A 15,980-nucleotide genomic window follows, 5' to 3' on the forward strand; every position below is an offset into this window, starting at 1 on the left:
ATCCGCCAGCGTCTTCCTCAGGTGGTGAAAGGTCCGGAGGGCCAAATAAATTGGCGGATCATTCCAAATGCAGGCCATTCTTCTTGACTCCGTGGGCCGGTTCCTCCACAACGCCGCCCCCAAACGAACCTCAGACCTGATTTTTCCCATGGCCAACGCACAAGTTATTCTCAAAGAAAAAATCGAAGGCCTTGGCGCTGAAGCCGACGTCGTCAAAGTCCGCGCTGGCTATGCCCGCAACTTCCTGATTCCACAAGGCAAGGCCTATGAGGCCAGCAAGTCGAACCTCCGCCATCTCGAGTCCCTCAAGTCCGAGCGCGCCCGCCGTGAAGCCGAGGAGCTTTCCGCCGCACAGGAAGTCGCCACCAAGATCTCCAAGCTGAAGCCGAAGTTCACCCTCTCCACCGGCCAAGGTGGCAAGGCGTTCGGCTCCGTCACCAACATCGACATCCACAAGGAACTCGAAGCCGCCGGCATCGTCATCGACCGCCACGCCATCGAGCTCGAGAAGCCGGTCAAGAAGTCCGGCAAGACCGAAGTCGAGATCCGCCTGCACCCGCAGGTCACCGCCACCCTCGTCATCAACGTGGAAGCCGGTGAGGAAGAGGAAGCCGAAGGCTGATCTCCGGAAGATTGAATCTCAGAAAGCCCCGGTTGCGCATGCAGCCGGGGTTTTTTCTTTGGTAATATCAGGGCCTCACTGGGACCGCGGAATTCATTCCGCCCCGGTTTGCAGGCACCGGAGAATCGGCGATGCGCTTGTCCACTGGATCCGGATTCTCCGGGGTGGGATGAATCCCGCGGTCCCAGTGGGCCAAGAACGGAGCGCGGACTTCAGTCCGCTTGGCTTCGCAGAGACATGATTGTCAGGAGCGGACTGAAGTCCGCGCTCCAACAACTCCTCTCAAACTATCCCCTGGCGCAGCGCCTTGGACACCGCCTCCGTCTGGGAGCGGACCTGGAGCTTGCGGTAGACGGCCCGCAGGTGCATGTCCACGGTGTGCTGGGAAATGGAGAGTTCATCGGCGATCTCTTTCTTGATGAGACCGCGGACCAAGTAACGCAGCACGTCCTCCTCACGGGCGGTGAGCTGCTCGATCTGCTGGACCGGGCCGTGGTTGGCGAAGCCCTGGAGGATCATTTTGGCCAGTGAGCCGCTCAGCGCGGCGGCACCGTTGATCACCTCACGGATGCCGGAGACGATCTCGTCCGGGTCCGCCGTTTTGAGGAGGTAGCCCGCAGCTCCGTTGCAGATGGCGCGATAGACGCGTTCGCGGTCGTCGAAGGAGGAAAGGATCACCACCTTCACGTTGGGCAGGGCGGCACGCAGTTCTCCCAGCACCTCCAGGCCGTCCCGGCGGGGGAGGCCCAGGTCGAGGAGCATGATGTCCGGCCTTTCGTTGCTGAAGCGCAGCTTGTCGAACAGATCGTCCGGGTGGTTGAAGTGATGCGGGCACTCCATGTCTTCCTCGGCATTGAGCATGCGCCGCACCTGCTTGGCGAATGCCTCATGATCTTCGAGGATCCAGATCTTGGCGGTGTTTTCAGGCTTGCTCATGATGTTGAGGAGGTGGCGATGAGAAGGGAACGCTTGACGGTGAGACGGATGCTGGTGCCCTTGGTCGGGATGGAGAGGATGTCGAGCTGACCGGCCAGCGCGCGCGCGCGTTCCTCCAGCTTGTGGACCGGGGAGGAGCGGGCGGTGGAGTTCGTGTCGAAGCCCACGCCGTTGTCGCAGACCTCCATCAGGAGGTTGTCATCCTGGTCCCACAGACGCAGGGAGACGCGGGTTGCCTTCGAGTGTTTGAAGATGTTGTGGATGGTTTCCTTGTAGAAAAGGAAAAGATGGCGCTTCGCATCCAGCGACAACCGGGTGGCCGTCTTGCAGGAATCACAGTCCATGCTGTACTCCACATTCCGGAGCAGGCGGTTGGCGGTGTCACGCATCCGCTGCACCAGGTCACCGATGGAGTCGGCCCGTTGCTCCAGAAGCCAGACGATGTCGCGCATGGCGAGGGAGCTTTCGCGGGCGATGACCTCCAGCTCACCCAGATCCTCCGCGACTTCCTCCGGTCCGTGCAGACGCACCAGATCCTTCCGCGCCGACCGTGCGATCAGCGAGATGCTGCCCAGGTTGCTGCCGATGTCGTCGTGCAGGTCGGAAGCGATGCGCTTCCGGAGCTTCTCCAGGTGGTTCCGGTTGATCAGGCGGCGGCGTTCGACGATGAACACCGGGATCAGGAACGTCAGCCCGAGCATGATGGCGGAACCCCAGGTCGCGTTCAGCTCGCTCTCCGCGGCACTCGCGTGATAGATCGGGCGGAGGCCCTGCAGCTCGCTCTCGAGCTGCAGGCGTTCATGCAGTTGGTTCAGCCATGTGGCGACTGTCAGGGTCTGGCGGTCCGCGCTGAAGCCGTCCGTGAGGGTGGTGACTTCCGTTTCCTGCCCGGCGCGGGTGCGTGTGACCACCTTGCCGGCGGCCAGATTCTTTCCTTCGGAACGGATCTGGATCTCGGAAAGTCCCTGGATGGAGATTTCCCCCATACGCCATGGGGTCACGGCGGTGATCCTGACGCCCTTGCCTTGCATCCGGTGCAGGGGGATGATCAGCGGGGTGGGTTGTGAAGAACCGGGAAGCGGGTTGCGCCACTGGATGACCGCAGGCGGCCCGTCCCCCTGTTCGATCTCAAACGTCATCGCGTCCGGGAGGACGAGGGTATCGATCATCTGTGAAACCAGATGGGGGAAAAGGACGATCCGGTCGAGGGGCGCGGATTCATCCAGATCGATCTTCCATGAAACCGTGGGGTCTTCCGGGGTGACCGGCACCGCATCGCCGTTCCTGGGGGTGGGCTTGTTGCTCTGCCAGATCCCGAGAGGCGTCCGCCCGTCCGTCAGATATTCCGGAGCCCAGATGCCCGTGATGTCCAGGACTCCTTCTCCGGTGACTTTCGCTCCGAAGGAAACCGGATCACCGTTCGAAATCGCGATGAACTCGGAAAGGGCGAAGATGTCGCTGCCGCCCTGCATGTATCCCTGATGGACGGTGAGCCGGATATACCGGGCCGACGCCCCGCGGGCCGCGAACCGGATCATCCTGCTGTTCTGCTCCTTGTAAGCATCCGTTCCGGAGGTGAAAAGGATCATGCGCTGGCCGAAGTCGGCGCGGTTGGAGAGTTCGATGGTGAACCGCCGGGGGAACAGGCTGGGACCGCTTACGGAATCCCGTTGCGCCGGAACCAGGTAGAGGGTGTCGAGTGAATACTCCTTCCCCAGATCCATCACCACGGACGGGTCCGCGTCGTCAGCTTTCAGGCGGCCGGCGCGGTAGCCCATGGCGGTCCGGAATTTCTCATCCCCGTAGGTCGCCAGCGTGCTGAGGCGGCTGTCCAGCCACCTGACGCGTTCCTCGAGCTTGACGAGATCCTTGTTGAATGCGCGGGCCAGATGGGTGATCGGATGAAACGTCTGGGCCACCTCCGCAGCTCCGCTCCGCTGGGCGGATAGCAGCATGACGGCAAGCGAGAGCAGGCCGGGGAGGGGACGAAGTCGGATCAGGGGAATCATCCAGCGTTGAACTTCTGGCCCTATTTGGGGGCAAATCCCCCAATTTATCAATATTTTTTAATAAATTGATAAAGTTGATATCCCGGTAAATGCGTAAAAGTCCCGGTTTATCAACGGGTGGGATCAAGAAATTTTTAGATCTTGGAAACCATCCGCTTCACGGAGTCTCGTTTCAAGCGGAGTTCCCGCCACTCATTCACAAGGCGGCTGGCCTCGATGATTCCACATCCGGCGGGAAGCAGGACTTCATCGTCTTTCCACCACATGCCGCGGATGGCCACCACGGCATTGAAACAGCTTCCATCCCACACGCCGAACGGCGCCCCGAACTGTTCCGGACAACCGAGACGGCTCCTCCACTGCTGGAGCAGGCCGAGCGTTTCCTTCGTCCGCGGAAGCGGACCGAGCGCCGGGGTGGGGTGGAGCAGGTCCACCAGCCTGGCGGGTGTCTCTTCTTTCTCCAGGTCGATGCCGATGAGGGTCAGGAAATGAACGATGGTCCCCACATCGAGGATCCTGCGTTGCTGCCGGACGGGGTGGCCCAGGTTCTGCAGCTTTGAAACCAGCGTTTGTGCCACATATTCATGCTCGCGGATCTCCTTTTCATCTACGGCGAAGACCTCCCTGTCTTCCTGCTTCGCGGTTCCCGCCAGTGCCATGGTCTCCAGCCTGGAACCCGACAGGGAGAGGAGCAGCTCGGGCGTCGCCCCGGCGAAGCCGCTCCCACCATCCACCCATCCGTAGGAGCGGAGCGGCATGGTCTGGCGGGTCATCGCCGCCATGATGGCGGGTCCCGGGTTTTCCGCCGTGCCACGCTCCACGACCACGGGCACGGTTTTCTCGAACAGGCCGCCCCGGATCGCTTCCATCACTTCCTGGAACACCGTGGAAAATGGCCCGGCGTCGGGAGGCGTCCACTCACAGTGGAAAGGCGAGACCGGAAACCGGGAACGGAACTCTTCCAGCGGCAGGGTTTCCGTCCTGGAAGGCAGTTTCCACACCCCGGCCGCGGGAGTCGCGAAATTCCGGATATAGAATGCGGGCTGGTCGGGGGAAATCTCCCGCGCTTCCTGGAATGGTCCGTGGCCGACGATCACGCTGTGATCGTCGCGGGCGAGCCACGCCATTGAGTTTGGGGTGTCCTCCATCGGCAGGCCGTGACGCTGCTGGAGCAGCCGCCCCCCGGCAAGCCCGGGTTTCAGAATGCGTCCCGGATCCGGTTCACCCGCGGACGTTCGCCGTCGGCCAGATGGACTTCCATGACGTCGAACCTCCATGGCAGATCCCGTCTGCCCAGGCGGGTCAGCCAGGCATTCGCGCCCCGCTCGATCAGTTTCCGCTTCGTGGCGTCCACCGCATCATAGGGCCGGATGGGGGAACCCTCGCGGCGGGTCTTCACCTCGACGAACAGCAGCAGGTTCCCGTCCCGCGCGACGATGTCCACCTCCCCGCCGCCCCGCGCCCTGAAGTTCCTCGCCAGGATCTTGCTCCCGTCCGCGCGCAGCCATGCGGCCGCCACCTTTTCGCCGAACGCACCCATCCACGCCTTGCTCCGGCCGGTGCCGTCAGCGGAGGTCAAACGGCAGCGGCAGTTGAGCGACGGGCTGAAACGAGAAACGATGATGGCGGCAAGGGCCGTGAATACGGAGCGCTTCAAGGTGGTTCTTCGTGCCATATCCCTGGTGTTGGGCAAAGCCGTATTGGGGGAATTCTTCGTGGAGTGATCCCATCAATTCGTCCCGGGTGACCTTGGCGATGACGCTGGCCGCGGCGATGGAAAGGGAGAGGCTGTCCCCTTTGATGATGCCTTCGTGGGTGAATGGAAAATCCCGCACCGGCAGGCCGTCGATGAGGCAGTGGTCCGGAACGGAGGTGAGTCCCTCGACCGCCCTCCGCATCGCCAGATGGGTGGCGCGCAGGATGTTGAGGGAGTCGATCTCGGAAACCTCCGCCATGCCGACACTCCAGGTCACGCGGGGATCCCCCGTCAGTTCCTTGTAGAACTCACGGCGCTTCGGGGCGTTGAGCTTCTTTGAATCATCCAGACCCTTGCAGCGGAAACGTGCCGGCAGGATGACAGCCGCCGCCGTGACCGGCCCGGCGAGAGGCCCGCGCCCCGCTTCATCGATGCCAGCGACGATGAGCTTCCCGGCTTTCCGGTGTCTGTTCTCGAACGAAAGGTCGGGCACGCGCCCGTCTTACCATCCACCACAGGTCCGGTGCAACGCCGGGTGTCACCAGGAGGGGAATCCGTAGGGATGGGAAATCAGCGGCCCTGGCCTTCGATCTGGCGCAGGTATTGTCCGGCGGCGATCTTCGGCAGCGGGGAATATCTACCGGTGGTGGATGGCCCTGACTTCCTGACCGGCGCGGGAACGGACGATGGGCCAGCCAAGCCCCCCAATCCGGCCAATGAATCCGGAGCCTGGACCTGCCGTGTCCTTGCCACGTCCTTTCGCTCCCTGTGGCGACAAGTCCTGAGGTCAAGGACTCTCAGCCCCACGTCCGGGATTATCGCGGATGCCTCCGCATGCCGCCTAATCACGGTCACTGCCTCAGCGCGTCGATGGGATCGAGGCTGGCCGCCCTGCGTGCGGGATAAATTCCGAAAATCACCCCGGTGAGCACGGAGATGCAGACTGACAGGATCACGGACAGCGGAGTGATGACGGTAGGTAGCTGCGTGACGGAGGAAATGATGCTGGGAATCGCCACCCCGATGACGATGCCGACAAGCCCCCCGGTGAGGGAGATCACCACGGTCTCGACGAGGAATTGGGAGATGATGTCCTTGCGCTTCGCGCCCAGGGCGCGGCGGATGCCGATCTCCCGCGTCCGCTCCGTCACGGTGGCGAGCATGATGTTCATGATGCCGATGCCGCCGACGAGCAGGCTGATCGCCGCGATGGAACCGAGGATGATGTTGAAAAGCTTCTGCGTCTGCCGTGCCTGTGCGAGCAGTTCCAGGGGGATGATGATGCGGAAATCCTTCTGCCGGTGGGAGGATTCCATGAGCGCCTCGATGCCGGCGCCCACTTCCGGCACGCTTTCGGTGCTTTCCGCCCGCACGATGAGCGTGTCATACTCCGTACGGCTGTAGCCGAAGGTGGAGATCCTTTTGCGTGCGCTGGTGATGGGCAGATAGAGGACGTCCTCCCGCGCCGCGTTCGATCCGGAGGCCTTGTCCGCCTCATCCTCCGCGTCATTGCCCGGGCTGTAGGTGCCGAGGATGGTGTAGTAGTCGCCCTGGATTCTGACCGTTCTCCCGATGACTTCACCGAATGGGAAAAGTTTCCGCCTCAGGGCGGGTGAGAGGACGCAGACCGCCGCGGCCCGTTCCGTCTCGATGGAGGTGAAAAATCTGCCATCCACCCGCTGGAGGTTTCTGACCGTCGGCAGGTCCGCGGTGGAGGCCAGCAGGATCGCCCGCCGCTGTGAGGTGGGGCTGGTGACTTCCTCGCTTTTCTCCGCCTCCGGATGGACGAAGTCCACCCGCGGCACGGTGCGCATGATGCGGGTCAGGTCGGATTGGGTGAGGCCGAATTTCTGCCGCCACTTCGGCACGCTCAGGAGCGCCTTCTGGGTGGCGGGGTCCGCGGGCGGCTCGACGCTCTCCAGGATGATGTTGCTGCTGCCCAGCTTGGCGATGGACTGGCTCGCTTTCTGGGACGCGCCTTCGCCCACCGCCAGCATGGCGATGACCGACCCCACCCCGAAAACGATGCCCAGCATCGTCAGGATCGAGCGAACCTTGTGCAGGAAGAGGTTCTTTACCCCGAGGGAGAAGACGCGATGGAAACGGAGGAGCAAAAGTCGTGTGGGGATTGGGCGGGTGACCGGGATTCCTACGGCGGAAGGATGACTGGATCTGTCGTGGTGGGGAAACGGGCGCGGGATTTCACTTCGCGGTGGCCTCCGCCGCTTCCCGCATTTCCGGGGTGACGATCTCCTGCCGGTGGATCTTTCCATCCCGCATGTGGATGATGCGGTCCGCCCGCAGAGCCACGTGCTCGTCGTGGGTGACCATGACGATGGTGCGGCCCTCGTCGTTGAGCTGGTCGATCAAGGCCAGCACATCCTCCTCGGTGGCGGAGTCCAGGTTTCCCGTCGGTTCGTCGGCCAGGATCAGCAGGGGGTCATTGACCAGCGCACGGGCGATGGCCACCCGCTGTTGCTGGCCGCCGGAGAGTTGCTTCGGGCGGTGGTTCAGGCGGCCGTCCAGCCCCACCAGTTTCGCGAGTTCCTTGCAGCGTGCGAGCGCTTCCGGGGTGTCCCGGTTCTGGTAGAACAGAGGCACCTCGATGTTCTCCAGCACCGTCAACTGGGGGATCAGGTTGTAGGACTGGAAGATGAATCCCAGCCGCTGGCCGCGCACGTGGGAGAGCGCGTCGTCATCCAGCAGCGCGACGTCATCCCCGCCGAGGAAATAGGAACCGGCGCTGGGGCGGTCCAGGCAGCCCAGCAGGTTCAGCATGGTGGACTTCCCGGAACCGGAGGAACCCATGATCGCCACATGCTCGCCGGGCATCACATCCAGATCCACTCCGGCGAGGGCATACACATCCGCTTCCTCACCGAGGTGATAGACCTTCTGCAGTCCACGGATGGAAATGACGGGATCCGGCATGGGAAGGAAGGCAATGCCGCGGAAGGAGGATCAGCCGGGTTTCACCGCGTTGCGCGCTTCCGCCAGGGTGTTCTTCTGGACCGGACCAGGAGGGAGATTCTTCGGGTTCTTCGGTGAGACGGGCGCCTCTTCCTCGGGTTTCGCTTCCTCCGCCTTCTTTTCAGGAAGCTCGGTGGTGCGCGGTGGTGCCAGCGACACCAGGTCACCGGACTCAAGTCCCCGGGTGATCTGGACGAAATCGTTGTCGAAGAGGCCGATCTCAACGGGAACCGGATTCAGCTTTCCGTTCTTCTGGAGGAAGCAGATCTGGCGGTCACCCACGCCGACGACGGCTTGCAGCGGAACCTTGATCACATCCTGCAGCTCGGCGATGAGGACGTCCACCCGCGCCGTGATGCCCGGCTTGATGTCGGGAAGCTGGTCTTTCACCAGCACTTCGGCCTTGTAGATGCGGAAGTTCGGGTTCCCGTCGCGGGATGGCTCCGGCATGGAGGCCACGGAGGTGACTTCCCCCAGGAAGCGTTGGTCCGGGAGGGCGTCTAGATTGATGAATGCGCGCATGCCCGGCTTCACCAGGCTCACCTGGTTCTCATAGACATTGATCATCACCTTCATCCGGGAGACATCCGGCAGGGAGATGAGCGGCTGGCGCTCGCGGACGAGGATGCCCTCACCGATGGCCTCGCTGCGGAAATCCTCGCTCTTTTCATAGACCACCAACCCGGACTTCGGAGCGCGGATCATGGTGTATTCCTTGGAGGAGCGGAGTTCCTCCAGCTTCACCTTGCGCAGGTCGAGCGTTTCCTTGGAGGAGGTGAGCTGCAGTTCCGCCTTCTCCACCTGGAGCTGGTTCTGCTTGCGGGTGCGCTCCAGCTTGATGTTCGCGTTCTCCAGCGCCAGATTCAGTTGCTGCATGGCGCGGGGATAGTCGAACTCCAGCAGCAGACGCCGGTCTTCGACCGCGGTGGCCAGCTCGATCTCCCTGCGCTTGGCGGCGAGGGTGTCCGTCACCAGCTCGGTAGGGTTCACATAGCCCTTCGCCTCCAGTTTCTTCGTGCCGGCCAGGCGGTCCTGCGCCCGGCGGAGTTCCTCCGTGGCCAGGGAAATGGTGGTTTCCGCCTTCTTGCTGAGCTGGGGCCAGTCACCATCGACATATTTCGTCTTGTCTTGGGTGGCTAGTTTCACCGCCAGCTCCGCGTCGCGGAGTTTCAGGGTATTGTCGCTTTTCAGGACTTCCACCCGTTCTTCCTGTTCGGAAAAGGCGAAAACCGCCTGTTGGTAGGCGATCTCCGCCAGAGAGAGTTGGTCCTCGATGCCATTGGCATCCAGTTCGATGAGGAGGTCGCCCTTTTTGACGACCGTGCCTTCCTTGATGAGGGAAATGATCTCGGTGCGGCCGGGCACCAGGTTGCGGACGGTCACCCGGTCCACGGCTTCCAGGGCTCCGCCGGTGGGCAGGGAGATGGTGAAGGAACCGCGCTCGGCTTTGTAAAACGAAGCTGCGGCGGCCTCATGTGACTGCTTCCGCGGCACCACCGACCAGATCCCCGTTCCAGCCGCCAGCACTGCGACCGGAATGATGAATTTCGGACGTTTGAGCGTGTGGAGGAGGGTGTTTGGGAATTTCATCAGGAACGGGGTCGCGTTTCCAGAAAGAGTTCCTCGGGCGTGATGAGCCTGTCGGATCCGGCGGTATTTACGGGGACAATTTGCGCCTCCTTACTTTTAATTTGGGGAAATGGAGGATTTTTCACCCAAAATTGCGGCAGGGAAGGATCGAAGATCCCCATATTGTAGAGGAGGTTGAGGCGGGTGAGGTGGTAGTCCACCAAGGCGGAGGTGACGGCGTTCTGGGCGGTGAGCTGGTCGTTCTGGGAGTCCAGCAGGTCCCGGGTGGAGGCCCGGCCGGCGTCCAGAAGCATGTTCGCGCCGTCCACCCGCTGGTTCGCCAGCTTCAGCGCGTTCTGCTGGATGGCGTAGGTCTGGCGGGAAAGATCCAGCCCTCTCAGTCCGCTCCGCAGGTCGCCGTGGATGATGTCGAGCGCCTGCGCGAGCTGGCGGAGCTGCCGCTCGAAGTCGATCTTGGTCCGGCGGAATTCATTCCGCGCGGCGAGGTTGTCGATGGGCAGGTCGATATCCAGGCCGATGCGGCTGTAGTAGGCGTCCGCGTTGAAATTCGAGTAAGTGCGGGAGCCGTTGTTGGTATCGACATCGACCCCGGCGAAGAGATTCACGCCGGGTTTGAACGCGTCCGCAGCCACCGTGACCTTCCGCTTCGCATCCTCGAAGCGGTCGATTTCATTGAAGAGGTCGAGCCGGTGGTTGACCGCGACGTGGAAGGCGGGATCCGATTCGAAGGGGATGAACGGCAGGCCTGCTTCCGCCAGCGACCTGAGCGCGGAGTCATCCAGCAGCAACTCCCCGCCCAGCGGCAGGCCAAGCGTGATCTTGAAGTTATCGACCAGATTCTTGTAGGAATTGATCGCGCTGATGTAGCGGGCGCGGGCGCGGAGTTCGCTCTGCTTTGCCTGGTCGAGCTGGAACCTCGGCAGGCGGTCCTCCGCGAGGGCGCGGGCGCGGTCCGCGAAGATGACCAGATTCTGGTAGCTGGAGTATTCGTTCCTCACCCGGTCCTTTTCCTGGAGGATCCGGAAGTAGGCGCTGGTGATGTCGATCACGTTGCGCTGCTGGAACCGGGAATAGGTGCGCACGGCGTAGGCGACGTTCCGTTCGCGCTGGGTGAGGTTCTCGGTGGCGATGGCGCCGCTGCCCCGCAGCAGCGGCTGCGTCAGCCGGGCGGAGAGGAAGCGGGTGGAGCCGTTGTTCCCGCTTCCGCCGAGGTAGAACTTGAAGACGTCCTGCGCCAGATCGACCGCCAGCGCGCCGCCGGTGATGAAGGCTTGGTCAAAGCCCGCGCGGGTTCCGACGGCGAGATCCCGCGAGGTTTCATCATAGTTGCCGTTCGCGTTCTTCAGGCGGGCGGACTGCAGGCTGGCCCTGCTGCCCAGGGAGGTGATCCTCGGCGTGTAGTCGTGCCGCGCGCGGGTGAGATCGAGCGCAGCCAGATACAGGGTCTCCCGCTGGTTCTGGTATTCCCGGCGGCTGCGGATGGAGAGGTCGATGGCCTCTGTCAGGGTGATCCTCATCGGCTCCCCCTTCTGCCGCTCGCGGACGATGATCTCCGGTTGGATGTAGTCCGGGTTCAACTCCGAGTAGGCGGTGTCGATCACGACCGGCGCGGAGGGGGTATCCAGCACCAGGTTCTGGTTCTGGTCGATGATGCCGCGCACCTCCGCGTCGGCGGACCGGACGTAGTTGTCCGTGGAGCAGGAGGAGAGGATCCAGGCGGGGGCGATGACCGCGGGAAGGAACAACAGGGATTTGCCTGGAAGGTGGAATGGCATGGGAAAAGCGTTCAGTGTAACGTCGCTGCGGGGCCTTCTCTTTCAGCGGAGCAGGCGGATGAAGTCCAGGATGGTCCCGTCCTGGCGGCGCTCCCGGCAGGCGAAAACGTGGCGGATCTTCACACCGGGGCGGAGCGGGACGGCCCGGGCGGAGGGCTTCACCAGCGCCGCCGGGGTGTCCGGAAGCAGCGCGATGCCGGAGCCGGCGGAGACCATCAGCGCCACGGCCTGCGCGCGCGTGGACTCCAGGACGATGCGCGGCCGGAAGCCCGCCGCCGCGCACAGGTCGCGCACCTTGTCCGCGAAGGCGGGGGCGGAGGCACGGGAGATGGCGACGAAAGATTCCTCCGCGAGCGCGGGGAGCGCCACGGTCCTGTTCCCGGCCAGCGGATGGCCGGAGGGTACCAGGCAGACCAGCGGCTCCGACCGCCAGGGGATGAAACGGATCCCCGCGGGCGAGTCGTCCGGCTCGATCCCTACGAAGCCGCCGTCCAGCCGCCCGTCGGCGATGGCATCCAGTTGGTCCTGCGGCGGCAGGTCGTGCAGCGTGATGTGGACCCGCGGATGCTTCGCGCGGAACGAACGGAACACGCCCGCCAGTTCGTCGCTCATCACCGCGCTCACGAATCCCAGCCGGAGCCTGGAGATCTCCCCGGAGGCGCATCTCCGCGCCGCCTCCCCGGCACGCAGCAGCCGGCGGGGGATGTTCCGTGTTTCCTCATAGAAGACGTTCGCCGCTTCCGTGAGGGAGACCCCGCGCGGCTCGCGGATGAAAAGCACGGCGCCGATCTTCTCCTCCAGCGCCTTGACGTGGCGGGAGAGAGGGGGCTGGGCCAGATGGAGCCTGCGGGCCGCCCGCGTGAACGAGCGTTCCTCCGCCACGGCGATGAAGCATTCCAGTTCCCTCAGTGAGTAATCCATACCGATATGGTATGATAACGCGACAAAGGCGGTATTTTTATCATGTTATGGAAAATGGATCATAGACGCATGGCCATCAGCGACACCATCAAACAAGGTGCCATCCGCGCACCGCACCGCAGCCTCCTCCGCGCGACGGGCATGATCCGGTCCGAAGACGACTGGGGGAAGCCCTTCATCGCCATCGCGAACTCGTTCGTCCAGATCATCCCCGGGCATGCCCACCTCGATGTGGTGGGGCGGAAAGTCCGCGAGGCCGTGCGGGAGGCGGGCGGCGTTCCGTTCGAGTTCAACTGCATCGGAGTGGATGACGGCATCGCCATGGGCCATGGCGGCATGCGCTACTCGCTCGCATCGCGTGAGATCATCGCCGACAGCATCGAGATCATGCTCCGCGCCCACTGCTTCGACGGCGTGGTGTGCATCCCGAACTGTGACAAGATCGTGCCCGGCATGATGATGGGGGCGGCGCGTGTGGACATCCCGACCGTCTTCGTTTCCGGCGGTCCCATGAAATCCGGGCGCAACCCCACCACGGGCGAGTCGCTCGACCTTGCCTCCGTGTTCGAGGCGGTGGGCAGCCTATCTTCGGGCAAGATCGACGACCGCCAGTTGGAGGAGATCGAGAAAAACGCCTGCCCCACCTGCGGTTCCTGCTCCGGCATGTTCACAGCGAACTCGATGAACTGCTTGTGCGAGGCACTGGGCCTGGCGCTGCCCGGCAACGGCTCCATCCTCGCCACGGATCCCGCCCGCGATGAACTATTCCGAAAGGCAGGCAGGGCGATCATCCGGCTGGTGCGGGACCAGGTGAAGCCGTCCTCCATCCTCACGCGGGAGGCCTTTGAAAATGCCCTCGCGCTGGACATGGCCATGGGCGGTTCATCGAACACCATCCTCCACACCATCGCCGTGGCGAAGGAGGCCGGGGTGGATCTGACGATGGCGGATTTCAACGCGATCTCCGGACGCGTGCCGCACCTCTGCAAGGTGGCTCCCTCCGGAAAGCACTACATGGAGGACATCGACCGGGCTGGAGGCATTTCCGCGATCCTGAAGACGCTCACCGGCAAGCCGGGAATCCTCCATGAGGACGCCATGACCGTGAGTGGCCTGACGCTGGGGGAACGGATCAGCGTGGCGAAGGTGAAGGACGCGGACGTGATCCGTCCGCTGGACAACGCCTATTCGGAGAAAGGCGGGCTGGCGGTGCTGTTCGGAAATCTGGCGCCGGAAGGCTGCGTGGTGAAGGCGGCGGGCGTGAGTCCGGCCATGCACCACTTCACCGGCACAGCCGTGGTTTTCGAATCCGAGGAGGAAGCCCAGCGCGGAATTTTGTTGGGAAACGTGAAGGCGGGGGATGTGGTGGTCATCCGCTATGAAGGTCCACGTGGAGGACCGGGCATGCGGGAGATGCTGGCCCCCACCGCCGCCATCGCAGGTCGCGGGCTGGGCGACTGCGTGGCGCTCATCACCGATGGCCGCTTTTCCGGGGCCACCCGCGGCGGTGCCATCGGCCACGTGTCCCCGGAGGCTGCGGCCGGCGGACCCATCGCCTTGGTGGAGCAGGGGGACCGGATCGAAATCGATATCCCCGCACGTTCCATCATCCTGCTGGTGGATGACGCCACACTGGAGGAGCGGCGGAAGCGCTGGGGCCCGCCCATCCCGAAAGCCCGCTCCGGCTACCTGGCAAGATACGCCGCTATGGTGGGAAGCGCGAGCACGGGGGCGGTACTGGAAGTGCCGTAGTGGGGTACGTGGCTGGGGCATCCTGCCCCAGGCCGTTGCCGGGGCGTCCCGCCCCGGACATTATCAAGGAATCCGCCTGGCATTTGCCTTGGAAAAACCGGGGCAGGATACCCCGGCAACGGTCTGCGGCGGGACGCCGCAGCCACGGTTCCGGTTACTCCGCCCGCGAAAGCTTCGAGATACCCCGCTTGAGCAACTGGCTGTCCACGGAGGTTGCGATGGCGTCATCCAGATAGACGGTGAAGTCCTCCTCCATGAACTCGATGGAGTGGAGTTCACCGAGCTTCGAGTCAAAGGCCTCGATGAGCGCCTTCATGTTCCGGATCTCCTTGCCGTTCACCTTCTTGACGATGAGGTTGCGCAGGCGCTCGTAGCCGATGGTGGCGGGGGTGGGGATGGAGCCGCTGAGGAAAATCACGCGGTCCGCCTTGTCCTCGAACTTTTCCGGATTTTCGTAGGCGTCCAGCAGGTTGAGCGGGGCGCGGGAGGTCCATTCCTCGCCGAACGCTTCGAGCAGCGGCCGGGAAAGTTCCTGGAACACGAAGCCGCCTTTGACGAGGAAGTTGGGGGCCTTGCCGAACGAGTATCCCGGGATCAGCTTCGATTCCTCTTCCTCGCGCGCGAGGGTGGCCTTGATTTCCACCGGCTCGCCCTTGCGGAGGATGGAAAGGGTCATCGTATCACCGATGGATTTCTCCCCCCGCACGAGGTGTCCCCATGACAGGTTGCCGTAGGTCGAGTGCTCATAGTAGCCGCGGCGGTCGATCTTCTTGCCGTCCACCGCGAGGATCACATCGCCCTTCTGGATGCCCGCGGCTTGGGCCGCACCCTTCTTGCGGACGCTGCTGACGTAGATGCCCCCCTCATTTTCCGGGATCTTCAGCCATGCGCGGAGGGAGGCGTCCTCCGTGCGGGCGATCGAGACGCCGAGGCTGGGGAAGCCCTTGTAGTCACCGGCCTGCGCCTGTTCCAGGAAACGCCCGACGATGTCCGAGGAGGCGACATCGGAGATCTGGTCCTCCGCATCATAGCTGATGAGGATGCCCACCAGCTTCCCGTTCTGGAGGACCGGCAGGGAGTAGCTGCTGGCTGCGCTCTGCATGGATGCCTTCACCATGTAGGTGAGGAACGCCTGGTTCGGCAGGAAGTGGGAGGTGATGTCGATGCTCTGGAGCAGGCCGGCCGTCAGCAGGGGGGAGCCGTTGTCCTCCACCTGGAAGATCTCCAGCGCCTGGCCGATGGTGGGTGGCTCAGCGAGGGCGAGGGCCGTGGTGCCCTCGAAAAGCGCCTTTCCTTCCTCATCGGAAGCGGCGCCCAGCAGGGCGAGGTTCACCTCATAGTCCACGGCGATCACCTTCGCCTGGGCGAAACGCGTGCCGTCGGTGGATTCCAGTTCCAGATAGGTCGCGTCAGCGACCATTTCCGCGGTCGTCAGCACCTGGCCGTCCGCGACGATGGCGGCGAGCGCGCGGCGCTGCGACGGATTGTTTTTCTCCCATGGCTGGCTGGGGTTCCACGACTGCTGCGTGGAGTTCACCCGGACGACGGAGGATTTGAAGTCGACCGGCGCCGGACGCGTATCACCGGCGGAGACGGAGATCTCCGGAGTCGCTTCCTTTTTCTCGATCGCCGCCGGTTGCGGCGGTTTGCACGCGGCCAGAAACACGAACGGGAGCAAAAGATAGAGCGGGCGCATGGGTGGGAAGGGG

The 15,980-nt window shown here is 63.4% G+C and carries 13 protein-coding genes; 2 read left to right on the forward strand and 11 right to left on the reverse strand.

Annotated elements, in window-relative coordinates; genetic code table 11:
* The first annotated feature begins 148 nt into the window (after positions 1-148).
* On the forward strand, positions 149-622 hold the full coding sequence (gene rplI / locus KF712_01170) for a 50S ribosomal protein L9 (GenBank protein ID MBX3739572.1): 474 nt from the start codon (positions 149-151) through the stop codon (positions 620-622).
* Between the two features lie 282 nt (positions 623-904).
* On the opposite strand, the gene KF712_01175 is transcribed toward rplI, so the two are convergent.
* The 10 genes from KF712_01175 to KF712_01220 form a co-directional block, all read right to left on the reverse strand.
* Positions 905-1,558, reverse strand: coding sequence for a response regulator transcription factor (locus KF712_01175; GenBank protein ID MBX3739573.1), 654 nt, complete (start codon positions 1,556-1,558; stop codon positions 905-907).
* Positions 1,555-3,567, reverse strand: coding sequence for a hypothetical protein (locus KF712_01180; protein MBX3739574.1), 2,013 nt, complete (start codon positions 3,565-3,567; stop codon positions 1,555-1,557). The genes KF712_01175 and KF712_01180 overlap by 4 nt, the downstream gene beginning before the upstream one ends.
* Before the next feature lie 134 nt (positions 3,568-3,701).
* Positions 3,702-4,715 (reverse strand): chorismate-binding protein, encoded by a 1,014-nt coding sequence (locus KF712_01185; GenBank protein ID MBX3739575.1) that lies wholly within the window; start codon positions 4,713-4,715, stop codon positions 3,702-3,704.
* A gap of 50 nt (positions 4,716-4,765) precedes the next feature.
* Entirely contained in the window at positions 4,766-5,146 is a 381-nt protein-coding gene (locus KF712_01190; protein MBX3739576.1) for a YraN family protein, read from the reverse strand.
* Positions 5,133-5,756 (reverse strand): ribonuclease HII, encoded by a 624-nt coding sequence (locus KF712_01195; GenBank protein MBX3739577.1) that lies wholly within the window; start codon positions 5,754-5,756, stop codon positions 5,133-5,135. The genes KF712_01190 and KF712_01195 overlap by 14 nt, the downstream gene beginning before the upstream one ends.
* Before the next feature lie 358 nt (positions 5,757-6,114).
* Positions 6,115-7,377: an ABC transporter permease gene (locus KF712_01200; GenBank protein MBX3739578.1), complete on the reverse strand. Its 1,263-nt coding sequence runs from the start codon at positions 7,375-7,377 to the stop codon at positions 6,115-6,117.
* A gap of 88 nt (positions 7,378-7,465) precedes the next feature.
* Positions 7,466-8,194, reverse strand: a complete 729-nt coding sequence (locus tag KF712_01205; protein MBX3739579.1) for an ABC transporter ATP-binding protein — start codon at positions 8,192-8,194, stop codon at positions 7,466-7,468.
* A 30-nt stretch (positions 8,195-8,224) separates the two neighbouring features.
* A complete protein-coding gene (locus KF712_01210; GenBank protein ID MBX3739580.1) occupies positions 8,225-9,823 on the reverse strand; it encodes an efflux RND transporter periplasmic adaptor subunit in 1,599 nt (532 codons plus the stop codon).
* Entirely contained in the window at positions 9,823-11,598 is a 1,776-nt protein-coding gene (locus KF712_01215) for a TolC family protein (GenBank protein MBX3739581.1), read from the reverse strand. The genes KF712_01210 and KF712_01215 overlap by 1 nt, the downstream gene beginning before the upstream one ends.
* Positions 11,599-11,640: 42 nt before the next feature.
* Entirely contained in the window at positions 11,641-12,519 is an 879-nt protein-coding gene (locus KF712_01220) for a LysR family transcriptional regulator (protein MBX3739582.1), read from the reverse strand.
* A 69-nt stretch (positions 12,520-12,588) separates the two neighbouring features.
* Here KF712_01220 and ilvD point away from each other — a divergent pair, with 69 nt between their 5' ends.
* Positions 12,589-14,271, forward strand: coding sequence for a dihydroxy-acid dehydratase (gene ilvD / locus KF712_01225; GenBank protein ID MBX3739583.1), 1,683 nt, complete (start codon positions 12,589-12,591; stop codon positions 14,269-14,271).
* 154 nt (positions 14,272-14,425) lie between these two features.
* Here the strand turns inward: ilvD and KF712_01230 are convergent, their stop codons facing one another.
* On the reverse strand, positions 14,426-15,967 hold the full coding sequence (locus tag KF712_01230; protein MBX3739584.1) for a PDZ domain-containing protein: 1,542 nt from the start codon (positions 15,965-15,967) through the stop codon (positions 14,426-14,428).
* Positions 15,968-15,980: the final 13 nt, after the last annotated feature.

The sequence above is a fragment of the Akkermansiaceae bacterium genome, assembly GCA_019634595.1.
In the GTDB taxonomy this organism is placed as follows: domain Bacteria; phylum Verrucomicrobiota; class Verrucomicrobiia; order Verrucomicrobiales; family Akkermansiaceae; genus Luteolibacter.

What these genes read in the sequence shown, in the direction of transcription:
- KF712_01175 (MBX3739573.1), bottom strand. Translation starts at nt 1,558, where the DNA reads ATGAGCAAGCCTGAAAACACCGCCAAGATCTGGATCCTCGAAGATCAT.
- ilvD (MBX3739583.1), top strand. Translation starts at nt 12,589, where the DNA reads ATGGCCATCAGCGACACCATCAAACAAGGTGCCATCCGCGCACCGCAC.
- rplI (MBX3739572.1), top strand. Translation starts at nt 149, where the DNA reads ATGGCCAACGCACAAGTTATTCTCAAAGAAAAAATCGAAGGCCTTGGC.
- KF712_01215 (MBX3739581.1), bottom strand. Translation starts at nt 11,598, where the DNA reads ATGCCATTCCACCTTCCAGGCAAATCCCTGTTGTTCCTTCCCGCGGTC.
- KF712_01220 (MBX3739582.1), bottom strand. Translation starts at nt 12,519, where the DNA reads ATGGATTACTCACTGAGGGAACTGGAATGCTTCATCGCCGTGGCGGAG.
- KF712_01210 (MBX3739580.1), bottom strand. Translation starts at nt 9,823, where the DNA reads ATGAAATTCCCAAACACCCTCCTCCACACGCTCAAACGTCCGAAATTC.
- KF712_01180 (MBX3739574.1), bottom strand. Translation starts at nt 3,567, where the DNA reads ATGATTCCCCTGATCCGACTTCGTCCCCTCCCCGGCCTGCTCTCGCTT.
- KF712_01185 (MBX3739575.1), bottom strand. Translation starts at nt 4,715, where the DNA reads ATGGAGGACACCCCAAACTCAATGGCGTGGCTCGCCCGCGACGATCAC.
- KF712_01230 (MBX3739584.1), bottom strand. Translation starts at nt 15,967, where the DNA reads ATGCGCCCGCTCTATCTTTTGCTCCCGTTCGTGTTTCTGGCCGCGTGC.
- KF712_01205 (MBX3739579.1), bottom strand. Translation starts at nt 8,194, where the DNA reads ATGCCGGATCCCGTCATTTCCATCCGTGGACTGCAGAAGGTCTATCAC.